Annotated in this window: 15 protein-coding genes; 9 read left to right on the top strand and 6 right to left on the bottom strand. The window is 60.6% G+C overall.

Annotation, left to right across the window (positions count from 1 at the left end; all coding sequences use genetic code 11):
* The first annotated feature begins 133 nt into the window (after positions 1-133).
* From ACP7CZ_RS04580 to ACP7CZ_RS04565, 4 genes are read left to right on the top strand one after another with little or no spacing between them, the layout of a single operon-like run.
* Positions 134-2,008, top strand: coding sequence for a putative bifunctional diguanylate cyclase/phosphodiesterase (locus tag ACP7CZ_RS04580; RefSeq protein ID WP_294164152.1), 1,875 nt, complete (start codon positions 134-136; stop codon positions 2,006-2,008).
* A gap of 34 nt (positions 2,009-2,042) precedes the next feature.
* Positions 2,043-3,008: a cytochrome-c peroxidase gene (locus tag ACP7CZ_RS04575; protein ID WP_294164149.1), complete on the top strand. Its 966-nt coding sequence runs from the start codon at positions 2,043-2,045 to the stop codon at positions 3,006-3,008.
* Positions 3,005-4,822: a DAHL domain-containing protein gene (locus ACP7CZ_RS04570; RefSeq protein ID WP_252950955.1), complete on the top strand. Its 1,818-nt coding sequence runs from the start codon at positions 3,005-3,007 to the stop codon at positions 4,820-4,822. Before ACP7CZ_RS04575 ends, ACP7CZ_RS04570 begins: the two co-directional genes overlap by 4 nt.
* Complete coding sequence (locus ACP7CZ_RS04565; RefSeq protein WP_072447596.1) at positions 4,819-6,198, top strand: ATP-binding protein; 1,380 nt, start codon at positions 4,819-4,821, stop codon at positions 6,196-6,198. Before ACP7CZ_RS04570 ends, ACP7CZ_RS04565 begins: the two co-directional genes overlap by 4 nt.
* A 20-nt stretch (positions 6,199-6,218) precedes the next feature.
* Here ACP7CZ_RS04565 and ACP7CZ_RS04560 read toward each other — a convergent pair whose 3' ends face one another.
* Both ACP7CZ_RS04560 and ACP7CZ_RS04555 read right to left on the bottom strand, forming a co-directional pair.
* Positions 6,219-6,491: a type B 50S ribosomal protein L31 gene (locus ACP7CZ_RS04560; protein WP_034126440.1), complete on the bottom strand. Its 273-nt coding sequence runs from the start codon at positions 6,489-6,491 to the stop codon at positions 6,219-6,221.
* Between the two features lie 161 nt (positions 6,492-6,652).
* Positions 6,653-7,531, bottom strand: a complete 879-nt coding sequence (locus tag ACP7CZ_RS04555) for a hypothetical protein (protein ID WP_089041311.1) — start codon at positions 7,529-7,531, stop codon at positions 6,653-6,655.
* Positions 7,532-7,787: 256 nt separating this feature from the next.
* Between ACP7CZ_RS04555 and ACP7CZ_RS04550 the strand changes: the two genes are divergently transcribed.
* From ACP7CZ_RS04550 to ACP7CZ_RS04535, 4 genes are all read left to right on the top strand, one after another.
* A complete protein-coding gene (locus tag ACP7CZ_RS04550) occupies positions 7,788-9,407 on the top strand; it encodes an FMN-binding glutamate synthase family protein (RefSeq protein WP_054897693.1) in 1,620 nt (539 codons plus the stop codon).
* A 12-nt stretch (positions 9,408-9,419) separates the two neighbouring features.
* On the top strand, positions 9,420-9,704 hold the full coding sequence (locus ACP7CZ_RS04545; protein WP_054897692.1) for a putative quinol monooxygenase: 285 nt from the start codon (positions 9,420-9,422) through the stop codon (positions 9,702-9,704).
* A gap of 61 nt (positions 9,705-9,765) precedes the next feature.
* Positions 9,766-10,062 carry a cupin domain-containing protein gene (locus ACP7CZ_RS04540; protein ID WP_054897691.1) on the top strand — a complete coding sequence of 99 codons (297 nt, stop codon included), beginning with the start codon at positions 9,766-9,768 and terminating at the stop codon, positions 10,060-10,062.
* 125 nt (positions 10,063-10,187) lie between these two features.
* Positions 10,188-11,318, top strand: coding sequence for an OpgC family protein (locus ACP7CZ_RS04535; protein WP_294164137.1), 1,131 nt, complete (start codon positions 10,188-10,190; stop codon positions 11,316-11,318).
* Positions 11,319-11,517: 199 nt separating this feature from the next.
* Here ACP7CZ_RS04535 and ACP7CZ_RS04530 read toward each other — a convergent pair whose 3' ends face one another.
* Both ACP7CZ_RS04530 and ACP7CZ_RS04525 read right to left on the bottom strand, forming a co-directional pair.
* Positions 11,518-12,936 (bottom strand): amino acid permease, encoded by a 1,419-nt coding sequence (locus ACP7CZ_RS04530; protein ID WP_054897689.1) that lies wholly within the window; start codon positions 12,934-12,936, stop codon positions 11,518-11,520.
* Between the two features lie 376 nt (positions 12,937-13,312).
* Positions 13,313-17,893, bottom strand: coding sequence for a hypothetical protein (locus ACP7CZ_RS04525; protein WP_294164132.1), 4,581 nt, complete (start codon positions 17,891-17,893; stop codon positions 13,313-13,315).
* A gap of 183 nt (positions 17,894-18,076) precedes the next feature.
* Between ACP7CZ_RS04525 and ACP7CZ_RS04520 the strand changes: the two genes are divergently transcribed.
* Positions 18,077-21,175: a transglycosylase domain-containing protein gene (locus ACP7CZ_RS04520; protein ID WP_294164130.1), complete on the top strand. Its 3,099-nt coding sequence runs from the start codon at positions 18,077-18,079 to the stop codon at positions 21,173-21,175.
* An 848-nt stretch (positions 21,176-22,023) separates the two neighbouring features.
* On the opposite strand, the gene ACP7CZ_RS04515 is transcribed toward ACP7CZ_RS04520, so the two are convergent.
* Both ACP7CZ_RS04515 and ACP7CZ_RS04510 read right to left on the bottom strand, forming a co-directional pair.
* Positions 22,024-22,506 (bottom strand): CS1 type fimbrial major subunit, encoded by a 483-nt coding sequence (locus ACP7CZ_RS04515; RefSeq protein WP_054922516.1) that lies wholly within the window; start codon positions 22,504-22,506, stop codon positions 22,024-22,026.
* Positions 22,507-22,511: 5 nt separating this feature from the next.
* Positions 22,512-23,270 (bottom strand): molecular chaperone, encoded by a 759-nt coding sequence (locus ACP7CZ_RS04510; RefSeq protein ID WP_294164129.1) that lies wholly within the window; start codon positions 23,268-23,270, stop codon positions 22,512-22,514.
* Between the last annotated feature and the right edge of the window lie 25 nt (positions 23,271-23,295).

The following is a 23,295-nucleotide window of genomic DNA, read 5'->3' as shown; positions in this document are numbered from 1 at the left end:
GATTTGACGCCAACTGGCCGTCGATATCAAGGGAACTCAACTATGCTGCACTGCATGCTCGCGCCCCGTTCAGTTGTAGAACCAGGGAAGGAATTGTCATGCCATCAAGCCTTTTGCACGTGCCGAGTGCGCCATGAGGACGGAATCGGGCCGGGCCAACCGGCGCATCCTGATCGTGGATGACACGGCTTCGATCCACCAGGATTTTCGCAAGATCCTCTGTGCCGACGAGCACGGCGAGCCCTCCCTCGACATCCTGGAGTCCACCCTCTTCGGCACCACCGCGCCGGCGCGCCAGGCGTTTGACCTGGATTCGGCCTACCAGGGCCAGGAAGCCTTGGCGCTGGTCAAGAAGGCCCTGGACGCCCACTCGCCCTACGCCATGGTGTTTATCGACATGCGCATGCCCCCAGGCTGGGACGGCCTGCACACCATCGAACAGCTATGGGAGGTGGACCCCAACCTGCAAATCGCGCTCTGCACGGCCTATTCCGACTATTCCTTCGAGGCCATCGAAGCGCGCCTGAAGTACAACGACCAACTGCTGATCCTGAAAAAGCCCTTCGACCACCTGGAAATCCGCCAGATGGCCAGCGCCCTGACCTGGAAATGGCAACTGGCCCAAGACGCGGCCCTCAAGGTGATCAGCCTGGAGCGCACCATCGAGGAACGCGTGCAGGAGCTGCTCAAGGTCTCGCATTTATTGCAATACGACGCCCTGACGGAGTTGCCCAACAGCACGTTGCTGGGCGACCGCCTGACCCAGGCGATCGCCTTGGCCCGCAGGCACGACACGCAACTGGCGGTGATGTTTCTGGGGCTCGACCGCTTCAAGCGCATCAACAACGCCCTGGGCTATCCGGCCGGCGACGAGGTGCTTGCGCAGGTGAGCCTGAGCCTGGTGGCGGCGATACGGGCCTCGGACTCGGTGTTTCGTTATGGCTCTGACGAGTTCGTGGTGCTGCTTAACGATATCCAGCATCCCCAGCAAACCCAGCACATTGCGCAAAAAGTACTCAATGCTGTCAGCGCGACTCGCCATGTCGCGGGGCATGACCTGAGTGTGAGCGCCAGCCTGGGCATCAGTATTTACCCCGATGACAGCGACAATGCCGTGGGTTTGCTCAAGCACGCTGAAACCGCGATGCGCACCAGCAAAGAACGCGGCCCGGGGGATTTCAGCTTTTACACCGAAGACATGAACCTGCGCGCCCAGCACCAGCAAAACCTGGAAAGCGCGATCCGCCAGGCGCTGGACCGCGATGAGTTTGTGCTGCATTACCAACCCAAGCTGGCGCTGGAGTCCGGGCGCATCGTCGGTGCGGAAGCGCTGACCCGCTGGTTTCGACCGCAGTCGGGTTGGGTCAGCCCGGCGGAGTTCATTCCGGTCGCCGAAGACAGCGGCCTGATCGTGCGCCTGACTCAGTGGGTCCTGCGCCAAGCCTGCACACAAGCCCAAGCCTGGCGTGAGATGGGCCTGGCGCCCCTGCGCATGTCGGTGAACATCTCGGCGATCGACTTTCGCCAACGGGACTTCGTCGACAACCTGGCCGCCATCCTGAAAGAAACAGGCCTGCCGCCCACCCAACTGGAACTGGAAATCACCGAAAGCGTGCTGATGCAGAACGTCGACGAAACCGTGGAGACCCTGCAAAAGATCAAGGCCATGGGCATCCGCCTGGCCCTGGACGATTTCGGCACCGGCTACTCCAGCCTCAGCTACCTGCGGCGCTTTCCCATCGACGTGCTGAAGATCGATCAATCCTTCGTGCGCGGCCTGCGCATCAATAGCCAGGACGAACAACTGATCAGCGCTATCATCGGCATGGGCAAGAGCCTGGAGCTGAACATCATTGCCGAAGGTGTGGAAACCGTCGACCAATTGAACTTCCTCAAAGCCCAGCGGTGTGAGGAGGGCCAGGGCTTTCTGTTCAGCAAGGCGCTGCCTTCGAAAGATTTTGTGCAGCTGCTGCAAACGGATAGAGCGACACTGATGCCGGATCAATAAAATAAATAGCCCTGGGCCTGCAAGGAGTGCTCGCTTGAGCAATGTCGTAAACCACCGTTCCGGCCTGATGTTCGCGTTATGCCTGGGCACCGCATCGCTGTCAGCCGCGCCGCTGGACGAAGCGCTCAAGCCCTTGCCGGCGGTTCCAGTACTGGACCCGGCCAAGGTTGAGTTGGGTCGCCAACTGTTCAACGAGCCGCGTTTGTCGGTCAACAACACCTTGTCCTGCGCGAGCTGTCACCAACTGACCAGCGGCGGTGCCGACAACAAGCCATTCTCCATTGGCTTTGACGGCAAACCGGTGCAGATCAATACCCCTTCCGTATTCAATGCCAGCCTGAACTTCAAACAGTTCTGGAACGGTCGGGTGGACACGCTGCAGGCCCAGGTCGAGCAGGTGGTAATCAGCCCGGTGGAAATGGGCAGCGACTGGAATAGCGTGGTGCGCAACCTGTCCGCCCTGCCCGCCTACCAGAACGCGTTCAAACAGGCCTATCCCGATGGCGTCACCGCTTCCAATGTGCAAAACGCCCTGGCCACCTACGAGCGTACGCTGCTGACACCCAATTCGCGGTTTGACCAATACTTGCTGGGCAACACCGATATCCTGACCCGCCAGGAAAAATACGGCTACCAACGCTTCAAGGATTACGGCTGCATTGCCTGTCACCAGGGCGTGAACATTGGCGGCAATATGTTCCAGAAATTCGGCGTGATGGGCGATTACTTCAAGGCCCGCGGCAACCCGCTGGAATCGGACCTGGGGCGCTACCTGCTGACCCAGGATGAGGAAGACCGCCATGTGTTCAAGGTGCCCAGCCTGCGCAATGTGGCCGTCACAGCGCCGTACTTCCACGACGCCTCGGCCAAGACCCTTGAAGAGGCGGTTGACGTGATGTTCAAGTACCAGTTGGGGCGCAACCCGTCCCGGGAAGACAAGGACCTGATTATCCAGTTTCTCAAGACCCTGACCGGCGAATGGGCGGGCAAGCCGTTATGAGACCCTTGTCACGCCGACGCACCAGCCAAATCCTGCTAGGCCTCATCACCCTGTTCCTGGCCTCCACCCTGGTGTTTTTGTACCTCAAGTCTTCACGCGACCAGACAGCCACTTATACCCAGTCGCGCGACTTGATCCGCCAACTCCAGCAGCTCAATGCTCAGTGGGACAGCGAAGTACTCAAGGCCCGCATCGCGATCACCCACAACTACGACCCACTGGTCACACCGCTGACCGAGATGACCCGTATCGGGGCTGAACTGGAAAGCCGCGACACCTACCACAGCGCTGCCGACCTGCCCGGTTGGCAAGCCAGCCATGCGGCGTATCTGACGGCCATCGAGGAAAAAGCCCGGCTCGTCGACCAGTTCAAATCCCACAACGCAGTGCTGCGTAACTCATTGGCTTTTTTGCCGACGGCCGAAGACGACATCCAGGCCCAATTCAACAGCATGACCGACGAAGGCCGCCTGCAACTGCAAAGCGTGGCCACCGACACTTACGACCTGCTGCTCAGCAGCCTGGAGTTCGCCCAAGTCACCAGCGACGAACGTGCCGCCGATATCCTGGTGGGCCTGGGCAAGCTGGCCATCAACCAACAGAGCCTGCCCAGCGAGTTCCAGGCACCGGTGGAGATCCTCAGCAATCATATTTCGCTGATCCTGCGCGAACAGCCACTGGTCAACAGCCTGCTCGAGCGGATTGCCGCCGTGCCGGTGGCCGAACACCTCGATGACCTGACCACTCACCTCAATCAGGACCAGCAGGCTACGGACCTCATCGATCATCAGTACCATCGCTACCTGCTGATCTTCTCGACCTTGCTGGTGGTGCTGCTGCTTTACCTGGCGGTGCGCCTTTTGCGCAGTTTCGCCGAGATCAACCGCGTCAACCGAGCGTTGCAGGCCGCCAACGAAACCCTGGAACAACGAGTGGAACGGCGCACGCAACAGCTCAAGGATGCCCAGAGCGAGCTGATGAACAGCGCCCGCCAGGCCGGCATGGCGGAGATCGCCACCAACGTGCTGCACAACGTCGGTAACGTGCTCAACAGTGTGAACATCTCCGCCGACCTGGTCAGCCGCAAGCTGCGCAGCAGCAAGGCACTCGGCCTGGGCAAGGCCATGCAACTGATCAACGCTCACCAAGGCGACCTGGGCACTTTCCTTACCGAGGATGAAAAGGGCAAGTTGCTGCCGGGCTATCTGAACCAGTTGGTCGAAGCGATTGCCATCGAACAGCAAGGCATGAGCGATGAGCTGGTGCAGTTGAGCAAAAGCGTGGACCACATCAAGGACATCGTCTCGACCCAGCAATCCTATGCGGGTGCGTCTACCTTGCTGGAGCCGGTCAATATCAGCGCCTTGATGGACGACGCCCTGCGCATGAACGCCGGCGCGCTGAGCCGTCACCATGTCACTGTTGTGAAGGCGTACGCCCCGGTGCCGGAGATCTTGGCGGACAAGCACAGGTTATTGCTGATCATGGTCAACCTGATCAGCAATGCCAAATACGCCATGGACAAACTGTCTGAGCGGCCACGGCAAATCACCCTGGCGGTGGAATCGGTAGGCGACGAGACCCTGAAGATCAGTGTGAAGGACGATGGCGAAGGCATACCACCCGAGAACATGGCACGTATCTTCACCCACGGTTTTACCACCCGCAAGGAGGGCCACGGTTTCGGCCTGCACAGCTGCGCCCTGGCCGCCGTGGAAATGAACGGCCAGCTCAGCGCCCACAGCGACGGGCCGGGCCTTGGCGCCGTCTTCACCTTGACCATCCCCATGACCCTTGCCGGAAGCAGCTCATGAACCAACCTCCCAACCGGCGCATCCTGCTGATCGATGACACACCGTCCATCCATGAGGATTTTCGCAAGATCCTGATGCCCGACGAAGCCTCAACCGAAGCGCTGGATGAAATGGAGTCGGCGTTGTTCGGCGACACCGCCAAACCTCAAGCCCAGGCATTCGAACTGCACGGCGCGTATGGCGGCGAGGAAGGCCTGGGCTTGCTGACCAGCGCCATGGCGCAACAGCGCCCCTATGCCTTGGCCTTCGTTGACATGCGCATGCCCCAGGGCTGGGACGGCGCCAAGACCATTGAAGAACTGTGGAAAGTCGCCCCCGACCTGCAAGTGGTGGTGTGCACCGCCTACTCGGACTATTCCTGGGATGACCTGTTGTTTCGCCTGCACGCCCACGACCGCCTGCTGATCCTGAAAAAGCCGTTCGACAACATTGAAGTCCAGCAAATGGCCAACACCCTGGCCAACAAATGGGACATGGCGCGCCGCGCTTCCCTGCAAACCTCGCAGCTGGAGCGGTTGGTGGAAGAGCGCACCCAAGCGCTGCAACTGGAAATTGAAGAGCGCAAGCACCTGGAAAGCCAACTGGTGCAGTCGGAAAAACTCGCCTCGCTGGGGCAACTCGCGGCCGGCGTCGCCCATGAGATCAACAACCCCGTGGGCTTTATTTCCTCCAACCTCAGCACCCTCGACAGTTACTTCAAGCAGCTGCAACAGATGCTCGATGCCTACCAGCGCAGCGAAGCGCACATCGGGGCGCCAGAACATCGCGAACCGCTCATGGCATTGCGCAACGAACTGGACCTGGATTTTCTCAAGGACGACATTCCGATCCTGATCCGCGAATCCAAGGAAGGCATCGGCCGTGTGGTGCAGATCGTCAAGGACCTGAAGAACTTCTCACGGGTGGATAACGACCAGACCTGGCAATTCGCCAACCTGCAGCAAGGCATTGATTCGACGCTGAACATCGTCGCCAGCGAACTCAAGTACAAGGCCGATGTGGTCAAGCACTACACGCCGCTGCCGGAAATCGAGTGCCTGGCCTCGCAACTCAACCAGGTGGTGATGAACCTGGTGATCAACGCCGCACAAGCCATGGGCCCTGAGCGCGGCACCATCACCATCAGCAACGGGGTGGACGGCGAGAACGTGTGGCTGGAAGTCGCAGACAACGGCTGTGGGATTGCCCCCGACACCGTGCAGAAGATCTTCGACCCGTTCTTCACCACCAAGCCTGTGGGCGAAGGTACCGGGTTGGGTTTGTCGTTGTCCTACGGGATCGTCAAGAAACACCGTGGCGATATCAGCGTCAGCAGTGAGGTGGGCAAGGGTACGAAGTTTCGGGTAGTACTGCCGATTCGGCAGACGGCGGCGTAGGGCACGCCGCCGAATCATGCTCATGCGTCAGCTTTTTTCGGGCTCGACCCAAACGATGCAAAACGCTTGTTGAACCCGGCAATCCGGCCTTCGGCCTGGGTCTTGCGCTGCTGGCCGGTGTAGACCGGGTGCGAGGCGCTGGAGACGTCCAGGGGGATGTAGGGATAGGTGTTGCCGTCGCTGTGTTTCTGGGTGCGATCACTGTCGGCGGTGGAACCGATGAGAAAGAACACATCGGCGGCGGTGTCGTGGAACAGCACGGTGCGGTAGTCGGGGTGGATACCAGCTTTCATGAGGCCTCCGGGGCGTCTGGGTGCGGTTGATTTGTTATACAGTAACACAACACCGAGCATCCAAACGAGAACCTCTTGCAATAAAGGTAGAGCGCGAGGAGCTATGGGGCCTTCTGGAAATCCGTTTCCTGGGACGTCCAACCATTAAAAACCAAACTGGCTTAACTGCTGATCTTATCCAGTGCTGACTGGGCCTCATTCGGCTTGGCTTCGTTGTTCTTCACGGCATTGATATACCCTTTAACGACGCCGACAAGATTTCCTCTCGTAGCGCTGGCGAGCGCTTCATCGAAACCATCAGCCCGAGTTTTGTCAAAACCCGCCTTCGCCCCTTTGATAGCTCCGATCACTCCCGGTTCCGAATCGCCAATACCTAGAAGAATGTTGCTGAGTCCAGGGATAAACCGGGTTCTCTTTCCAGCCTCGCCGGCAGCCCATTGCACGTTATCTTTGTTGGTGCCGTCCTTCCTGACATGGGTGTCGCTGGTACTATCCAGACGGTGATGCTCACGCAAGGCTAAATAACCCTGCTCCGTAAAGTCTTTCCACACGCCTGCAGGTGTACCGTGCCGAGCGTCGCCGCTATGGGTAATGCCTTCAAGGTCGCCATTGCCGTGGGCCTTGCCTCGGTGTTCTCCGTCAGCCGATAAGGACGTATCGATATAGTTGAGCACCCGCGCAGCGTTGAAGGCTGCATCAGCCCGTGCGTCCGGGTCTTTGTTGTTGCTCGTCCAATCCCCAAGAAGTTTGTAAGCCAATGAGCGATTGATATCTTTTTGATGACCCAGTTTTTTGAGGATCGGATTATCGTTGATGATTTGTTCGGCGGTGCGGTTATCACCCGGTGGGCGGCCTGTGGCGATCTCCGGCTTTCGGCTCACATCCTGCTCAGGTTTTTCGATGCCTTCAATGCGTTTGTGTTCTTGGGCGACTTGCTCCCGTAGCGGGCCGGTTAACTGGCTTTTATTCCAATCGTGGCTGGAGGGGGCAGAATTCCAGACATTGGAAAAAACATTCGCTACCGCTATCGATGTCGTCATAGGTAAGTCACTCGTTTTGGTCGTTATAAACTCCCTCTTGATAAAGTGTCCTTACTTCACAGCGCCCGGTCACAACCAGACACTCAATGAATGGTGACGGGGCAGCAATACGTTCCTGATCAAGCTGATAGTTTTTTTGTCGGTACAAATACGCAGAGGCTCAAATAGCTGACTGGACGATCAATCCTTGTCCGTGCTTTGTCGACAGGTGCAGAATGGTTAATCGACCTGAAGAGTCCGAACCCAAGGAAACCGTATGAGCCTGTCCTTGTTAAGCCGCTACGCCTTCTTTGCTGTGTGCGTCATTTTCACCCTCGCCAGCCTTCCCTTTATCGAACATGAATGGCTGTGGCCGATCACGCTGGTCACCGGTGTACTCAGCCTGATCGGCATTGTCGACCTGCTGCAAAGCCCCCATGCGGTGCGTCGCAACTATCCGATCCTGGGCAATATCCGTTATCTGGTAGAAACCATCCGCCCGGAAATCCGCCAGTACCTGCTGGAGTCCGACAGCGACGCCCTGCCCTTCTCCCGCGCCCAGCGCTCGCTGGTGTATTCGCGCGCCAAGAACGAAACGGCAGACAAACCCTTCGGCACCCTGATCGACGTGTACCAGTCAGGCTTCGAATTTATCGGCCACTCCATGCGCCCTGCGCCACTGAGCGACCCCAGCAGTTTTCGCGTGATGGTCGGCGGCCCGCAGTGCACACAGCCGTACTCGGCGTCGGTGTTCAATATTTCGGCGATGAGCTTCGGCTCATTGAGCGCCAACGCGATCCGGGCACTCAACCACGGCGCCAAGCTCGGCAACTTTGCCCACGACACCGGCGAAGGCAGCATCAGCCCCTACCATCGCGAAAACGGCGGCGACCTCACCTGGGAACTGGGCAGCGGCTACTTTGGCTGCCGCACCAGCGACGGCCGTTTCGACCCCGAACGCTTCGCCGTGCAGGCTCAGAACCCCCAAGTGCGCATGATCGAAATCAAGATGAGCCAAGGCGCCAAGCCCGGCCATGGCGGGATTTTGCCCAAGCACAAGGTCACCCAGGAAATCGCCGACACCCGCGGCATCATGATGGGTGAAGACTGCATCTCGCCGTCGCGTCACAGCGCGTTTTCCACGCCGATCGAGCTGATGCAGTTCATCGCTCAGTTGCGCGAACTGTCCGGCGGCAAACCTGTGGGCTTCAAGTTCTGCCTGGGCCATCCGTGGGAATTCATGGGCATCGCCAAGGCCATGCTCGAAACCGGCATCCTTCCGGACTTTATCGTGGTGGACGGCAAGGAAGGCGGTACCGGTGCCGCGCCGGTGGAATTCACCGACCATATCGGCGTGCCGCTGCGCGAAGGCCTGCTGTTCGTGCATAACACCCTGGTGGGCCTGAACCTGCGCGACAAGATCAAGCTCGGCGCCAGCGGCAAGATTGTCAGCGCGTTCGACATCGCCAGCGTCCTGGCCATCGGCGCCGACTGGGCCAACTCGGCGCGTGGTTTCATGTTCGCCATTGGCTGCATTCAGTCGCAGTCATGCCACACCAACAAATGCCCGACTGGCGTCGCCACCCAAGACCCGCTGCGCCAACGCGCGCTGGTGGTGCCGGACAAGGCCCAGCGCGTGTTCAACTTCCACCGCAACACGCTGCACGCTTTGGCAGAAATGCTCGCCGCCGCCGGGCTCGATCACCCGTCGCAGTTGTCGGCCAAGCACTTGGTACGACGCATGTCGGCGACCGAGATCAAACTGTTTTCGCAGTTGCATGTATTCCTCAAGCCTGGGGAATTGCTCACAGGGGAAGTGAACGGCGAGTTTTATTCGCGGATGTGGCAGATGGCGCGGGCGGACAGTTTTGAGCCGCATGAAATTGCTGCAGCCTAAAGGACACCTAGCATGTTGAAAGTCATCGCCGAAGACTTTATCAAGCCCGAACATTTGGAAACCGTGCGCCCTTGGTACGCTGAACTGGTGGAAAAAACCCGCCAGGAACCGCTGTGCATCGCCTACGATTTGTTCATCGATCAAAAAGACCCTGGGCACTTCATTTTTATCGAGCAATGGCCAGATCAAGCGGCGCTGGATGCGCACTGCCAGACCGAGCACTTCACCCGGTTGGTGCCCCAGATCAATGAGCATCAAGCCAAGCCGTGCCGGGTCTTGTTGATGGACATTTTCTGACAAGACCCACCGCCTGCTGAACCGGACCACCGACGGCATCGTTGAAAACAAGGAGATTCACATGCCGTTACTGGACTTCGCCGTAATCGCCGCGCAACTGCCCGACAGTTGGACATCCACACGGCTGGGCCAGGTTGGCCCGGCGCGGATCAAAGTACTGCGCATGGATGAACAGACGTACGAGGAAGAAACCCACGACTACAACGAAGGGTTGTTGGTGATCAGTGGGTACTTGCACCTGCGTATCGGTGATCAAGCCATCAGGGTGGACGCCGGCCAGATGTACCTGGTGGAAGCCGGCACCGCCCACGGTGTGCTCGCCGGCAGCCAGGGCACCCTGGTGATCATTGATCTCTAGAGACATTCAGTAATACCCAGCCTTTGCAATTGCTTACAAATACCGCCAACCTGCGCCCGCCCGACGTGCGGCGACGCCCGCGCTCACATTTCGTCATTCAACTACTTGTTCAAGAGCCCGCTGCCATGCTGAACGGACGCGACCCGCGCATCGACTTTTTTCGGGGCTTGGCGTTGATCTTCATTTTCTGGGATCACGTGCCTCACAACCCCCTCGCCAACATCACCGTGCAGAACTTCGGGTTCAGTGATGCCGCGGAAATCTTCGTGTTCCTGGCCGGCTACGCAGCCGTGCTGGCCTACGGCAAGATTCTGCAGCGCGAGGGCTATCTCTTCGCCTGCCTGAAAATCCTGCGTCGGGTGTGGACACTCTACGTGGCGCATATTTTCCTGTTGGCGCTGTTGATGGGCATCGTGATTTTCGCCAACAGCCATATCGAGACTCGCGACCTGGTGCAGGAAATGGGCCTGGGTTATTTTCTCAGCAATACCCAGCAGGCCTTGATGGATGAGTTGCTGCTGCGCTTCAAGCCCAACCTCACCGACCCGTTGCCGTTGTACATCGTGCTGATTCTGAGCCTGCCGCTCACCCTGCCACTGCTGGTGTATGTGCCCAACGTGATGGTGGCGATCTCGGTGGCGGTGTACCTGCTGGCGCCCTGGCAGGGCTGGAATTTTCCCGCGAGCAACGGCGGAGTGTGGTACTTCAACCCCATCACCTGGCAATGCTTGTTCATCCTCGGCGGCGCAGCCGCGTTGCGCTCACCCAGCCGCGCCGAAGCGCGGCCGGTGCTGCGCCAACCCTTGTTCGTGGCCGCTGCGCTCTACGTGTTGGTGACTTGTGTGATCACCCTGTCGTGGCGCTGGCCCGAGGTGCATGACGCCTGGATGCCACGCGTGATTGGCGAATGGCTGTACCCCATCAGCAAGACCGATCTGTCGCCGGTGCGCCTGCTGCACTTCCTGGCATTGGCCTACGTCACCGCCAAATTGCTCCCCGACGTCGGCTGGACGCAGCAGTGGCTGGCCCTGCAATTGGCGAGAATGGGGCGTTACTCCCTGGAAGTGTTTTGCCTGGGCGTGGTGCTGGCGCCACTGGCCGACATGCTCAATGCCATGGCCGGCGACAGCCTGGCGATCAAGTTATCCACGGCCTTGGCGGGCGCTGTGTTGATGGGCTTATTGGCGGCATGGCTGGACCTGAACAAGCGCCTGGACCAACGCTACGCCAGCCGCGCCGTCGTCACGACTACATAGTTAGCGACGCCGCCGGACACCAGGATGGCAACTGAACCACCGCTTTCGCAGGCAAGCCAGCTCCCACATTGGTCGTGTATTGCCCACAGGATCAACGCCCGGCACAGATCCCCTGTGGGAGCGGGCTTGCTCGCGAAGGCTGCGGGCCAGTCAATTAATCTGCAACTGAACCACCGCTATCGCAGGCAAGCCCGCACATTTAAACGGAGCGGGTCGCGCTGCTATTGGCGACGGCGGGCTGCAACTTGAATACGTAGTACAACACGGTCAACAGCACCAGGAACGCAGGCCCGACATACAGCGCCACACGGGTCTCCGGGAAGTACGCCATCAGGCCCACCACCAGCACCAGGAACGCCAGCGCCAGGTAGGAGCTGACCGGGTACAGCCACATGCGGTACTTGAGGCCCGCCTGCTCCGCCGGGCTCAGGCCTTTGCGGAATTTGAGCTGGGCCAGCAGGATCATCAGCCAGGTCCAGATCGCGCCGAAGGTGGCGATGGAGGTCACCCATACGAACACCTGGTCCGGCACCAGGTAGTTGAGCAGTACGCCCAATAACAAGGCAAAGATCGACAACAGCAAGGCCTTGCGTGGCACGCCGTTACTGGAGGTGGTGCCGAACGTCGCCGGCGCCTGGCCGTTCTGCGCCAGGCTGTAGAGCATACGCCCGGTGCTGAAGATGCCGCCGTTGCAGGACGACAGCGCGGCGGTGATCACCACGAAGTTGATGATACCCGCGGCAGTCTTGATGCCCAGACGCTCGAAGGTCATCACGAACGGGCTGCCCTGGGTGCCGATTTCATTCCACGGGTAGATCGACAGGATCACGAACAGCGCGCCCACGTAGAACAGCAGGATGCGCCAGAACACCGAGCCGATGGCGCTGGGAATGGTCTTCTGCGGGTTACGCGCTTCACCGGCGGTAAGGCCGATCATCTCGACGCCCAGGTAGGCGAACATCACCATTTGCAGGGACATCAACACGCCCTGCACACCATTGGGCATGAAGCCGCCATGGGTCCACAGGTTGGAAATGCCCAACGCCACGCCGTCATTGCCGAAACCGAAGGCGATGATACCGACGCCGCCGATCACCATTGCAATGATGGTGACGATCTTGATCAGCGCGAACCAGAACTCGAACTCACCGAACGCCTTGACCGCGATCAGGTTGATGGTGCCCATGCTGATCAGCGCCGCCAGTGCCCAGATCCAGCGTGGCGTATCGGGGAACCAGACCCCCATGTACACCGCCACCGCGGTAATTTCTGCGACGCAGGTCACCAGCCACAGGAACCAGTAGTTCCACCCGGTGAGAAAGCCTGCCAATGGACCGAGGTAATCCTGCGCATAGCGGCTGAACGAACCGGCCACCGGGTTGTGCACGGCCATCTCTCCGAGGGCGCGCATGATTACCAGGATCGCCAGGCCGCCAATGATGTAGGAGAGCATGATCGCCGGGCCGGCCATTTCGATGGCCTTGGCCGATCCCAGGAACAGCCCCACACCGATACACGCGCCGAGCGCCATCAGGCGGATATGCCGTTCGCCGAGTTCGCGTTTGAGCGGGCCGCCTTGAGCGGTCTCGCCAGGGGGCAGTGGTTTGCCGACAGGCATAGGAATACAACCTCATTTTGTTATTGGATTTAGCCACCGAGCCTGGGCGTATCCGCGGATGGGCTGATACACCGGCTGGACCGAACTCGCCTCATGGGCAAATCCGCCTGGTGCGACTCACGCGCACAGGTCAGCGGGCGTGCAGTATAAAAAGCTAACGTCAGGTCTTTTCACTCAATAAACAAGGAAATTTGGCGATAAGCCCCGAGAAAAACCGCTTGGACGGTGCAAGCACCAAGCGTCTAGATCGGCCTTCCCGGCGCAAAACGGCGCAGAGTATTGCATAACCGGTCAGGATCGGGACACCTGGGGGCAAGCACATGATGGCGCGGTTCTGCACCCCGAGGCCGTTCAAATGTGGGAGCCGGCGTGCCGTTCAGTCCACACTGAAAAACAAACGTCTGGCCAGCAGCCGGGAAATGCTCGCACGGTCGATGTCCAGGGTTTGCTGCACGCGCCCGGTCTGGCCGCTGCGCATGCGGGCGAACGCCTGGGCTTCAGCTTCGGCCTGGGCCTGGCGCCCCAAGCGCTGCTGCTCGGGGCTTTTGATGTGGGCGGCGGTGTAGTGATCGTCCGGGCCCAGGCGGGTTCCATAGTGAAAGTGCGCGTAACACAGCGGCTGCGCCGTTTGCGCATCCTGCACAACATAGACTTGCAGAAAATCCACGGTTTTACCCTTGAGGCGTACGCGGGCACCTTGTCGCTGGATGCGCACCTCATTGAGCGCGTGCAGGAAATCGACATCTTCGGCCCGCGTCAGCTTGAGTTTGCTGGCCCGGACACGCGCCTCGACACCCGCCGCCTCCAGGCGCGTCGCCGCGGCCCGCAAGTCGCTGGCCCGCACCCTGGCGTTGGCCTGCTGGGTGGCGGCCAGCCGTGAAACGTCCAGGCTGCGTAATTTTCTGTCGATATCCGCCGCCACCATGCGCCGACTGTTGGCTTGCGCCGCCAACAGGGCTTGCAGGGATTCGGGCTCACACCTGTCCGACATGCCTTGCACCTTCGCAATCGCGTTGTCGACGCCTGCCAACAGCCGCAGGCCCTTGTTCACCAGCGCTCCCAGTTGCGGGTTGGCCGTACGGGGTTTGGCCGGCGGTTCCACCGCTTCCCATACGCCGTCGTCGGCCTCGGTGAAGGTGGCGATCACACTGCCCTTGTCGTCCACCAGCTCTGCGGTGCCGGTCGGGCCTTTGACCCGGGCCACATACACATCGCGGTTGCGCGTGCGGATGATCTTTTTTTGCCGCGAGCCTGCTGCCTCTGCCTTGACCGACACCACGCCGGGGGCGGTGTCCAGCAGGTCAGCCAGTTGCTCCTCAACCTGACGGTGCAGGCCAGACAGCAACGTCTGGAGTTTTTGCAGATTGGCCAAGTCAAAGGTGTCCGGCGCCATGGCGCGCCAGAACTGAATGTGGTCGTCGGTGAGCGCATAGATGCGCCCCAGGCTTTTGAGCACTTCTACACGTTCTTCCCGCGCGATGGAAAGATGCTCCAGGTCCGCCAGGGAGCGGCTGGCCCAGCGGGCACGATTGATCACCTGGTTCAAGCTGTCAAAAAACTCCGCCTCCAGCGGTGGGCCTTCGATATCAATGGTGATGCCCCACAGTGTGGTCACTTGCAACGCTTGCAAATCCAGGACCGAAGGCCGTGCAGCCAAGTCATTTTGCAGCTCGCGGGCCTTGTTGCGCCCAAGCCGCGGCACTGCCCTGAGTTGGTCAATATAGGTTTTTTCCAGCGTGCGCCAGCGAATCGCCGCCTCCTCGGCTGCCACTTGCTCACGCATGTTGCGGTCCAAGTCAGCATGGGCCTGGCGATTAAGATCGGAGCCGGCTTCGTCCTCACTCTCATCTTGCAGGACATCGAGCAGAGGGCGGATGCGCGCATTGATCTGCAGCATCTGCTCACGCGTGTCGGCATCCAGTAATTGCAGGCCCAGAATCAGTGATTCCAGCACTTCACAAAGTTCTTCTTCATACCGAGGCCGTGGCTTGATCGCACGCAAACGCATCAGCAATTGCAGCTCTTGTTGCGAGGACGTCACCTTATTCTGCATTTCCTTGCGGTAGCGTTCCTCAAGTTGCGCCAACTGTGCCTCGGTAACCTTGCCCTTTGATTCGCGCGCCAGCTTACGCGCCACGATCATGGCTGCACCGGCCCTGTCACGTGCGCGCCCAGCATCACGATATTGCTGTTCAAGGCTCGGCTCGGACACTTCAAGTGCCTGCAGTTCGGCTTCGAGCGCGGAATCGGCATTGCCCCCTGGCAAGTGCAATCGCGCATCAAAATCCCAATACCCGTCACCCAAGGATTTCAACCAGGGACCTTTCTCGCGGCCATCGGCGCTGACGACCCGCACCGCATTGGCCTCGTCCACCACCCGATACACGTGCCCGCGTACCAAGGCATGCCATTGCGGTGGTGAAAAGGAAGTGTCATAGACCAAACCCTGGCGCGGGCCGCTTTGCTCGGCGTTGCTCCATTCTCCGGAGAAAACCCTGAGGCTCAGGCGGCGTGCCCGAGCATTCTGCGCGGTGGTCAGGTCTTTACGCGCATTACTCCAACGGATCGGGGTGTGGAACATTGCAGGCACGGGGACACGAACAGGCGCCGACGCGGCGGGCTCGGCGTGCGCCAACGGCGCAAAGACGGGGTGCTCCAGTTGCAGCGCCTGATGGGGGGCGTGGGGCGTGGCCTGGTGCGCAAGAATTGCCATCAGGTTGCTCAGTACATCCGTAACGGCTTTGTTCCTGGCCTGTTCATCGTCGCTGGCCAGGTCCTGAATATCCTGCTGCAGGCTGTCGACCAATTGCACCAGCCATCCGCCCAATTGCAACGGCCCGCTGGTCAACGGCAGGACACTGGCAAACAACAGCCAACCTACCTCTTTCATATGGGCCCAGCGTTGTTCGGCGTTCGATACCGATTGCCGGTCAGCCAGGGCAACCAGAGCCTTTGCCGTGCCGTTGAACACCAGGGTGCAGGGGCCTTGCGTGCCCAACTGCTTGTGCAGTTGCGCCGCCGGCGGTTTGTCATACACGCCGAACTCATCGCCAGGCAAAAAGCGACGGATATGCGGTTCATTGAAACCGCCGTTGGCGTAGACCGCCTGGCGTGCCGGAGCGATCCAGGTCAACACGCTGTCCTGTAATGGGCCTGGCGCCTTGATGGCCTCGAACAACGCGTGGATCGACGCGTACTCCTGCAACATCGGTTCGAGCAATGGCCGGTACAGCAGATGCACGCCCGCCTGCCCGGCCCTTGGGCCAATGATGAAGTGCGCGGTCACCTCATCGGCGTCAGCAGCCGCCGAAGCCTTGAACGCCAGCGGCCACAGCGCCATTGCCTGGTCCTGTACCGTACGATCGGCCAGGCGCGATTGCAGCGCAGCCTGCACGCGCCTGAAGCCATCCAGCGTCAGGCCGTGCTCGTCCTTGATCTTCAGTTCCAACGCCAGCATCGGCAACTGCACGCGTAATTGGCGCTTGAACAACTGCAAGCGCCGAGCGTTTTCGGTTGGATCATCCAACAGCTTTCTTTTCAACAAAGCCGGGTAAGCCTGGCCGACGTCAGCCGTTTGCACACACCCGCTGAGCAGGTCGTAAGTCAACCAACCGGGCGCCGGGGCGTCGTTCAACGTGATGCTGGTGACGGTGTGAGGGAACCCGGCCAGGTTTTCCAGCGCCAGTTCGGTCAGGCTTACGGTGATCAGGTCGACTTCACCCGCTATGAAACCTCCCGGCACCGGCACTGCGGCGGCAATCACCCGTTTAAAGGTCAGCTGAACATCGGCAGGCAGCACTTTGCGCGCCGCTGGTTGAGCGTGCAGGCAAGTTTTGAGCGCGTCATCGGCAAACTGACGGATCGAGTCGATACCGTCGAGATACTGTTTTCCGCCATTTTGCTCGCGGGCCACCACCAGCGCCTGGAGCAGGCGCGCATAGGCGATGCTGTCTTGCTCGTCGGCGTGGGCCAGCCACAGCGGCACGGCGCTGCGCAGCGCTTGCTGACGTGCGCCCAGGCTGGCGACGAACCAGCGTCGCGGATCGGTGATGTAGTCGAGCAACGCCTGATGCTGCCCCGGTGCAAGTGCCAGGCTGCGGTCAATCCGGTCGATATCGCGCAGTTGACGTGCCAGGTAGCTCGCCGCCAGGGCGTCGAACGGATCGCTGTCAACGTCCTCGGCAAACCATTGCTCTACGCGCGCGCCCTCAGCAAAAGCCGGCAACCATGCAGCGATTTCGTCCTCGTCGCGCAGCGGGTGCAGGCCACTGGCCGGGCTGAACAGCAAGCGCTGTTGTCCGTGAATAAGGACCAGCACCGGCAGCATCTCGACGGGCGGCCCCGCCAGGTAAACCGCCTGCACCCGCAATGCATCGCCGTGGGCGCTCCACTCGTTATCCGGACGAATCGGATGCAGCAGGGTTTTGGGGAACAGTGTGGCGAATTGCTCTTCGCTGTATCCCGGCGGCTTGGGTGAGTCATACAGCAGTGTCAGCAGGTCATCCGACAGGTAGCCCCAGCGCGTCATGTTCACCGGCAACTCTTCACACCACCAGGCTTGCAGGCGTCGTACGTAGGTCCTCCACAACAGCGCGCCGCAGCGGTTGATCAGCCGCTCCAGTTCAACCAGGCTCGGGCCACCTTCCACAAACACCTCGCGCACCCGTTGGGCGACCACGTGATAGTCCGCCACCAGCAACACCGGGCCGGCGAGGGCCAGGCGTTGCAGCAGCCACTCGGACAAGGCCTGGTAAACGAGGCTACCGTCAGTGTCGGCGGGCGCAGCGATATAAATCAGACCGGCCTGCCATTTGTGTTCAGCAAAATGCTGGTCAAGGTAGGCCTGGGCGCTTTCTTGCGCTACCGCCAGCAATGACGGCGGCTCGCGAAACAACGTTTCGATTTGCTCGCTCGTGATGAGGTGCTGTGAGTCGGCTGGAGGGGTGGAAGCGGTCATGTTGATACTCTGAGGGCAGTTAAAATCAAACGCTAACCGCCGCCGAGCGACCCGCTGGCCTAGACAATTAACGCCTGCCATGACGCGCTGTGTGCTGCCCCGTCGACAAACTTCATGGGCAAGGCAATTCGCGTCTACGCTTCAGACAAGTCCGATCAATCTGTAGGAATGGATCAGTCGACTATGGGCGCACTGTGGCAAACCGACTCGCACAAGGCTGAAGCCGACAGCCCGTCACCCGCCCCATTGCCGAAAAAATTCAGACCGCCCCGGCCATGGCGCCGGCTGTTCTGGCTGATCCTGCTGCTGGTGCTGCTCGCCCTGGGTTTTGCCGTGTTGCGCGAGATGCACAGCGCTCACTGGCAGGCTCGCACCCTCAGCCAATGGGCCGCGCAGTTGACCTACCGCGTCGAACCCGGAGCCAGCGATGCGATCCTGTACCCCGGCGCCGGGCCCTTCGATCAGCGCCTGGGCTACAGCGCCCTGGGCGACTTCCTGCCGCGCCTGCTCAAGCGTAATTACGTGATCGAGTCCCAGGCACGCTTCTCCGCGGCGCTGATGAACTACAGCCGTCACGGTCTGTTTATTCCCTACGCAGAAAAAATCCAGGCCGGGCTGAGCATCACCGATTGCCGCGCCGCGCCGCTGTATCAATTCAATTACCCGACGCAGTTGTATGCGCAGTTCAGCGACGTGCCACCGTTGATGGTGCGCAGCCTGCTGTTTATCGAAAACCGCGAGTTGCTCGACCCGCAGCCAGCCCAGGCCAACCCGGCGGTGGACTGGCCGCGCTTTGCCAAGGCCGCGTGGTCACAGGTTGCGCGCCAGCTGCACCTGCCGGGGCAAACGGCGGGCGGCAGCACCCTGGCCACGCAGTTGGAAAAGTACCGCCATTCGCCGGACGGCCTGACCCTGTCGGGCAGCGAAAAACTGCGCCAGATGCTCTCGGCCAGTGTGCGCGCCTATCAGCACGGCCCCGACACCCTCCTCGCTCGGCAGAACGTGGTGCGCGACTACCTCAACAGCGTGCCGCTTTCGGCAGTGCCCGGCCACGGCGAAGTGCACGGCATGGCCGAAGGCCTGCGGGTGTGGTATGGCGCCGACTTCAACCAGGTCAACCGGGCCCTGGCCGACACCACGAACACCGCGCCCAGCCTGGCGGCCCGTGGCCTGGCGTTGCGCCAAGTGCTGTCGCTGATGATCGCCCAGCGCCGCCCGTCCCACTACCTGACCAAGGGCCGCGATGAGCTGGCGCAGTTGACCGACAGTCACCTGCGACTGCTGGCGCAACAGGGCGTGATCGAGCCGGGATTATTGAAGGCAGCGCTGGCCAGCCAGGTCACCTACCGCGACTGGCAGCAACAACCGACCACCCAGAAGATCGAGGCCAACAAAGGCATCAGCGTGGCCCGCAGCCGCCTGGCCGCGCTGCTCGATCGCCCGCTGTACGACCTCGACCGCCTGGACCTGTCCGCCACCAGCACCTTGCAAGGCCGACTGCAGGAGCAGATCACCGCGTACCTCAAGCAACTGGCCGACCCGGTCTATGCCAAAGAGATCGGGCTGCTGGGCGAGCGCTTGCTCACCCCCGCCAGCACGCCGCAGGTGCGCTACAGCTTTACCTTGTTCGAGCGCACCGCCGACAGCGCGCGCGTGCGGGTGCAGACCGACAACACCGACCAGCCGTTCGACATCAACGAGGGCAGCAAGCTTGAATTGGGTTCTACCGCCAAGTTGCGCGTGCTGACCACCTACCTGCAAATCATCGCCGAGCTACATGAGCGCTACGGCGCATTGACGCCAGCAGCGTTGAAAAAAGTCGAGGTCGCCGAGCAGGACCGCCTCAGCCGTTGGGCCGTGGACTACCTGCTGCAAAATCCCGGTAAATCCTTGGCAGACATGCTCGAAGCGGCCTTGGACCGCACCTATTCGGCCAGCCCCGGCGAAAGCTTTTTCACCGGTGGCGGCCTGCACCGCTTCCATAACTTTCGCAACCAGGACAACGGCCGCAACCCGAGCCTGCGCGATGCCCTGCGCGAGTCGATCAACCTGCCGTTCATCCGCCTGATGCGCGACCTGGTGCGCTACGTCACCTACAGCAGCGCCAACAACAGCGCGCAGTTGCTCAAGGACGACAGCGAGCCACGCCGCCAGGAATACCTGGCGCAATTCGCCGACCGCGAAGGCACCGCTTTTTTGCTCAAGTTCTGGAAGAAGTACCAGAAAAAAGACACCCAGGCGCGCCTGGAAACCTTCCTCGACAGTCTGCATCCCACGCCGATCCGCCTGGCGGCCGTGCACCGATACCTGCTGCCCGACGCCAGCCGCGAGAGTTTCAACAGCTTCCTGCGTGCGCGCCTGGCGGGAACCAAAGGCCAGCAGACGCTGAACGACAAACGCCTCGACACGCTGTACGACAGCTACGGCCCAGGCGCCTATGACTTGCCTGACCAGGGCTATATCGCCAAGGTGCACCCGCTGGACCTGTGGCTGATGGGCTACCTGCTCAACCATCCGGACGCGACGTTCAGCGAGATCGTCAAAGCCAGTCAGTTCGAACGCCAGGAGGTTTACAGCTGGTTATTCAAAAGCCGCCATCAGAGCGCCCGCGACGGGCGTATCCGCACCATGCTGGAGATCGAAGCGTTTCTGGATATTCATCAGCGCTGGAAAGCCGTGGGTTATCCGTTTGACCATCTGGTGCCATCGTTGGCGACCGCCATCGGCAGCTCCGGCGACCGCCCGGCAGCGCTGGCCGAGTTGATGGGCATCATCCTCAATGACGGCGTACGCATTCCGGTGCTGCGCATCGACAGCCTGCACTTTGCTGCCGGTACGCCCTATGACACCCGCCTGATCAATGCCCCCGACCGCGCCCGCCGAGTGATGCCTTCCGAGGTGGCGACGGCCCTGCGCGGCGCGCTCTCCCAGGTGGTCGATGCCGGCACCGCCAAACGCGTCGCCGGCAGTTTCAAACACGCCGACGGCACACCGTTGGCCATGGGCGGCAAGACCGGCACCGGCGATAACCGTATCGAAGCCATCGGTGCCGGCGGGCGCATTCTCAGCTCCAAAGCAATCAACCGCACCGCCACCTTTGTGTTTTATATCGGCGAGCGCCACTTCGGCACGCTCACCGCCTTCGTGCCCGGCAGTTCGGCGCAGGGTTTCACCTTCACCTCGGCGCTGCCTGTGCAGGTGCTCAAAGGCATGGCGCCCCTATTGATGCCATACCTGCAAGGCGACGAGCAGAACGCCTGCGTGAGCAGCACCGGTAAATGAACATACAGCGCAAAGTGCGATGCAGTGGTTATGTATTGGCCTTTCATGGGCATAGGTATCTACACAACTTTTGTAGCCACTGCCGACGCTAACCACGATGCGAAGCGAGCCGCTCTTGCTCTTGCTCTTGCTCTTGCTCTTGCTCTTGCTCTTGCTCTTGCTCTTGCTCTTGCTCTTGCTCTTGCTCTTGCTCTTGCTCTTGCTCTGCTTTTGATCTTGATCTTAGGCGCCCCGTCAAACCACGCTGGCCGGAATTCGACAGGGATTTGGGGGGTAAACCGGCAGGGATGCCGGTTTAGCCGCCCCGCGCCATGGATGGCGCGTGGCGGCGGCCCCCCAAATCACTGGCGGATTACGGGCACACCGAGCCTAAGCGAGGTGCCGAGTGGTGGGGCAAGAGCGTTTTGCTTACTTTTGCGCTTTTCAAAAGTGAGCCGCTGTAAAAGCGGAACCCTAAGTGGCCGTTACCGCAGAAATGGATATGTAGACGGATAACAGCTTCAGCTGTCAGGTCGCCTTCGCGAGCAAGCCCCCTCCCACAGGCCCGGCGTCGCACCAAAAAGTAGTGTAGATACCCATGCTTTCATGGACGTGATTAGGGTAAGTCATCTGACTTACAGACTACCCAACCCTGTTATTCGAGCCCCGCTACCCGCACGCAGCTGGACCAGCACCGGCTCACATCGGACGACGAGGCCGGTATTCATCTGGCCTCTCGCAGTACGCTGGTAGCCCGGTTGAGAAGGTTGGAAGCGTTACCTTGAGCAGCAGAACCCCACCGCCAAATGAAACAACGGCAACACCTTCGACCTGAAGTACCAGCAGCTCGATGAAATGAGCCCAAACGGTCAAGGCGCCAGAAAATCAAACATCAGGTGCACCGTGCCGTAGTAGGACCCGCCCTGGTATCCACCCTGCGGCTCGATCGGAGCAATCTCCAGCTCGACGCGCCGGCCCATGCCCGCCTCGTCAGCGCTGAGTATCTGGGTCGAGTCCAGGGTCAGGGGCACCCGGTTGAACAGCACGCGCAAATCAATACGGTCGCGGCCGCTCAACAGATAGGGCACGTCCCCCAGCCGCGCGGCTACGCCGCCATTGAGGTTTTTCACGTCGAAGTTCTTGCGCAGGCGCCCGAGCCTGGAGGTCGCCAGGTCCCATGCCAGCAGTTGGTCCTGCGCCATCCAGTCGGGTTCGGAGGGCAGCACATAGGCTTCGTGGATCGGAATAGTGACCGACACATCAAAACTCTGGCGCTCCTGAAACGCCTGTACCGGCCCGCCGATGAACAACGTTGCGACCAGCCCCGCCCATACCGTCAGTTGCTTGAACATTGTCATCACCCGTTGCTGTTGACCGTCATCGGTGTTTTGTCGCGGCCTTCGATCATCTGGAAGCGGTATTCACGTCCGGGCTTTTTCACGAGCTGCCATTGGCGTCCCGGCAGAATGTGGTGCTTGGTGGTGGCTTCGCAGTCGGTTTTTTTCGCCGCTGAACAGTCCCGGAACTCATCGAGCACCACCACGCTGTTGCCGGCGTTGCGCAGGGTGTACTGGTCGGCGGTCTCGACGACCTTCGTATCGAAGCGGGTGTCCTTGGGCCGCACGAAAAACACCGTGCCGTAACCGGCCATGACGTTGACGCCGGCGGCGAGATCTTTTTTGTACTCGTCGCGCTCGGCGTCGGTCACGGCGAAGTCGTCTTCCTTCTCCGGCACCACCGGGATGAAGCGCACCCGGAAGTAACGCTCCTTGTCGCGCTCGCCCATGTACAGCAAGCGCGTCCCCTGGCGCCCGCCCGCCGGAACGATCAACCGCGCCGGGCTGGCCATCAGGCCGTCGCGGCTGGTGGCGGCGCCCTTCTCATCCGTCAGGGAGGCCACCGGAATTTCCCTGGACGTGCCGTCGGCGTTATAGACAATTTCCAGCACATTGACCTTGATAAAGGCGGTGCTGGTGCCGCCGTTGAACACCCGCTTGAGGTAAGAACTGCGGTCGCCCTCCAGGTAGTCATACACCACGCCGACATTGATCGCCGGCCCGGCCTGCGCCGCCAACGACATCAGCAACAGCCCAGCCCCTAACACTGCATGTTTCATGTTTGATTACGCCTTATTGATTGAA

Origin of the sequence: Pseudomonas sp. DWP2-2 (genome assembly GCF_049897065.1) — a bacterium.
Taxonomy (GTDB): Bacteria; Pseudomonadota; Gammaproteobacteria; order Pseudomonadales; family Pseudomonadaceae; genus Aquipseudomonas; species Aquipseudomonas paracarnis.
This window is presented reverse-complemented; position numbering and strand designations above follow the sequence as displayed.

Excerpts from the sequence above, each read along its gene's own strand:
- ACP7CZ_RS04535 (WP_294164137.1), top strand. The coding sequence starts at position 10,188 with ATGCTGAACGGACGCGACCCGCGCATCGACTTTTTTCGGGGCTTGGCG.
- ACP7CZ_RS04510 (WP_294164129.1), bottom strand. The coding sequence starts at position 23,270 with ATGAAACATGCAGTGTTAGGGGCTGGGCTGTTGCTGATGTCGTTGGCG.
- ACP7CZ_RS04540 (WP_054897691.1), top strand. The coding sequence starts at position 9,766 with ATGCCGTTACTGGACTTCGCCGTAATCGCCGCGCAACTGCCCGACAGT.
- ACP7CZ_RS04525 (WP_294164132.1), bottom strand. The coding sequence starts at position 17,893 with ATGACCGCTTCCACCCCTCCAGCCGACTCACAGCACCTCATCACGAGC.
- ACP7CZ_RS04580 (WP_294164152.1), top strand. The coding sequence starts at position 134 with ATGAGGACGGAATCGGGCCGGGCCAACCGGCGCATCCTGATCGTGGAT.
- ACP7CZ_RS04520 (WP_294164130.1), top strand. The coding sequence starts at position 18,077 with ATGGGCGCACTGTGGCAAACCGACTCGCACAAGGCTGAAGCCGACAGC.
- ACP7CZ_RS04570 (WP_252950955.1), top strand. The coding sequence starts at position 3,005 with ATGAGACCCTTGTCACGCCGACGCACCAGCCAAATCCTGCTAGGCCTC.
- ACP7CZ_RS04545 (WP_054897692.1), top strand. The coding sequence starts at position 9,420 with ATGTTGAAAGTCATCGCCGAAGACTTTATCAAGCCCGAACATTTGGAA.
- ACP7CZ_RS04555 (WP_089041311.1), bottom strand. The coding sequence starts at position 7,531 with ATGACGACATCGATAGCGGTAGCGAATGTTTTTTCCAATGTCTGGAAT.
- ACP7CZ_RS04515 (WP_054922516.1), bottom strand. The coding sequence starts at position 22,506 with ATGTTCAAGCAACTGACGGTATGGGCGGGGCTGGTCGCAACGTTGTTC.
- ACP7CZ_RS04565 (WP_072447596.1), top strand. The coding sequence starts at position 4,819 with ATGAACCAACCTCCCAACCGGCGCATCCTGCTGATCGATGACACACCG.
- ACP7CZ_RS04550 (WP_054897693.1), top strand. The coding sequence starts at position 7,788 with ATGAGCCTGTCCTTGTTAAGCCGCTACGCCTTCTTTGCTGTGTGCGTC.
- ACP7CZ_RS04530 (WP_054897689.1), bottom strand. The coding sequence starts at position 12,936 with ATGCCTGTCGGCAAACCACTGCCCCCTGGCGAGACCGCTCAAGGCGGC.
- ACP7CZ_RS04560 (WP_034126440.1), bottom strand. The coding sequence starts at position 6,491 with ATGAAAGCTGGTATCCACCCCGACTACCGCACCGTGCTGTTCCACGAC.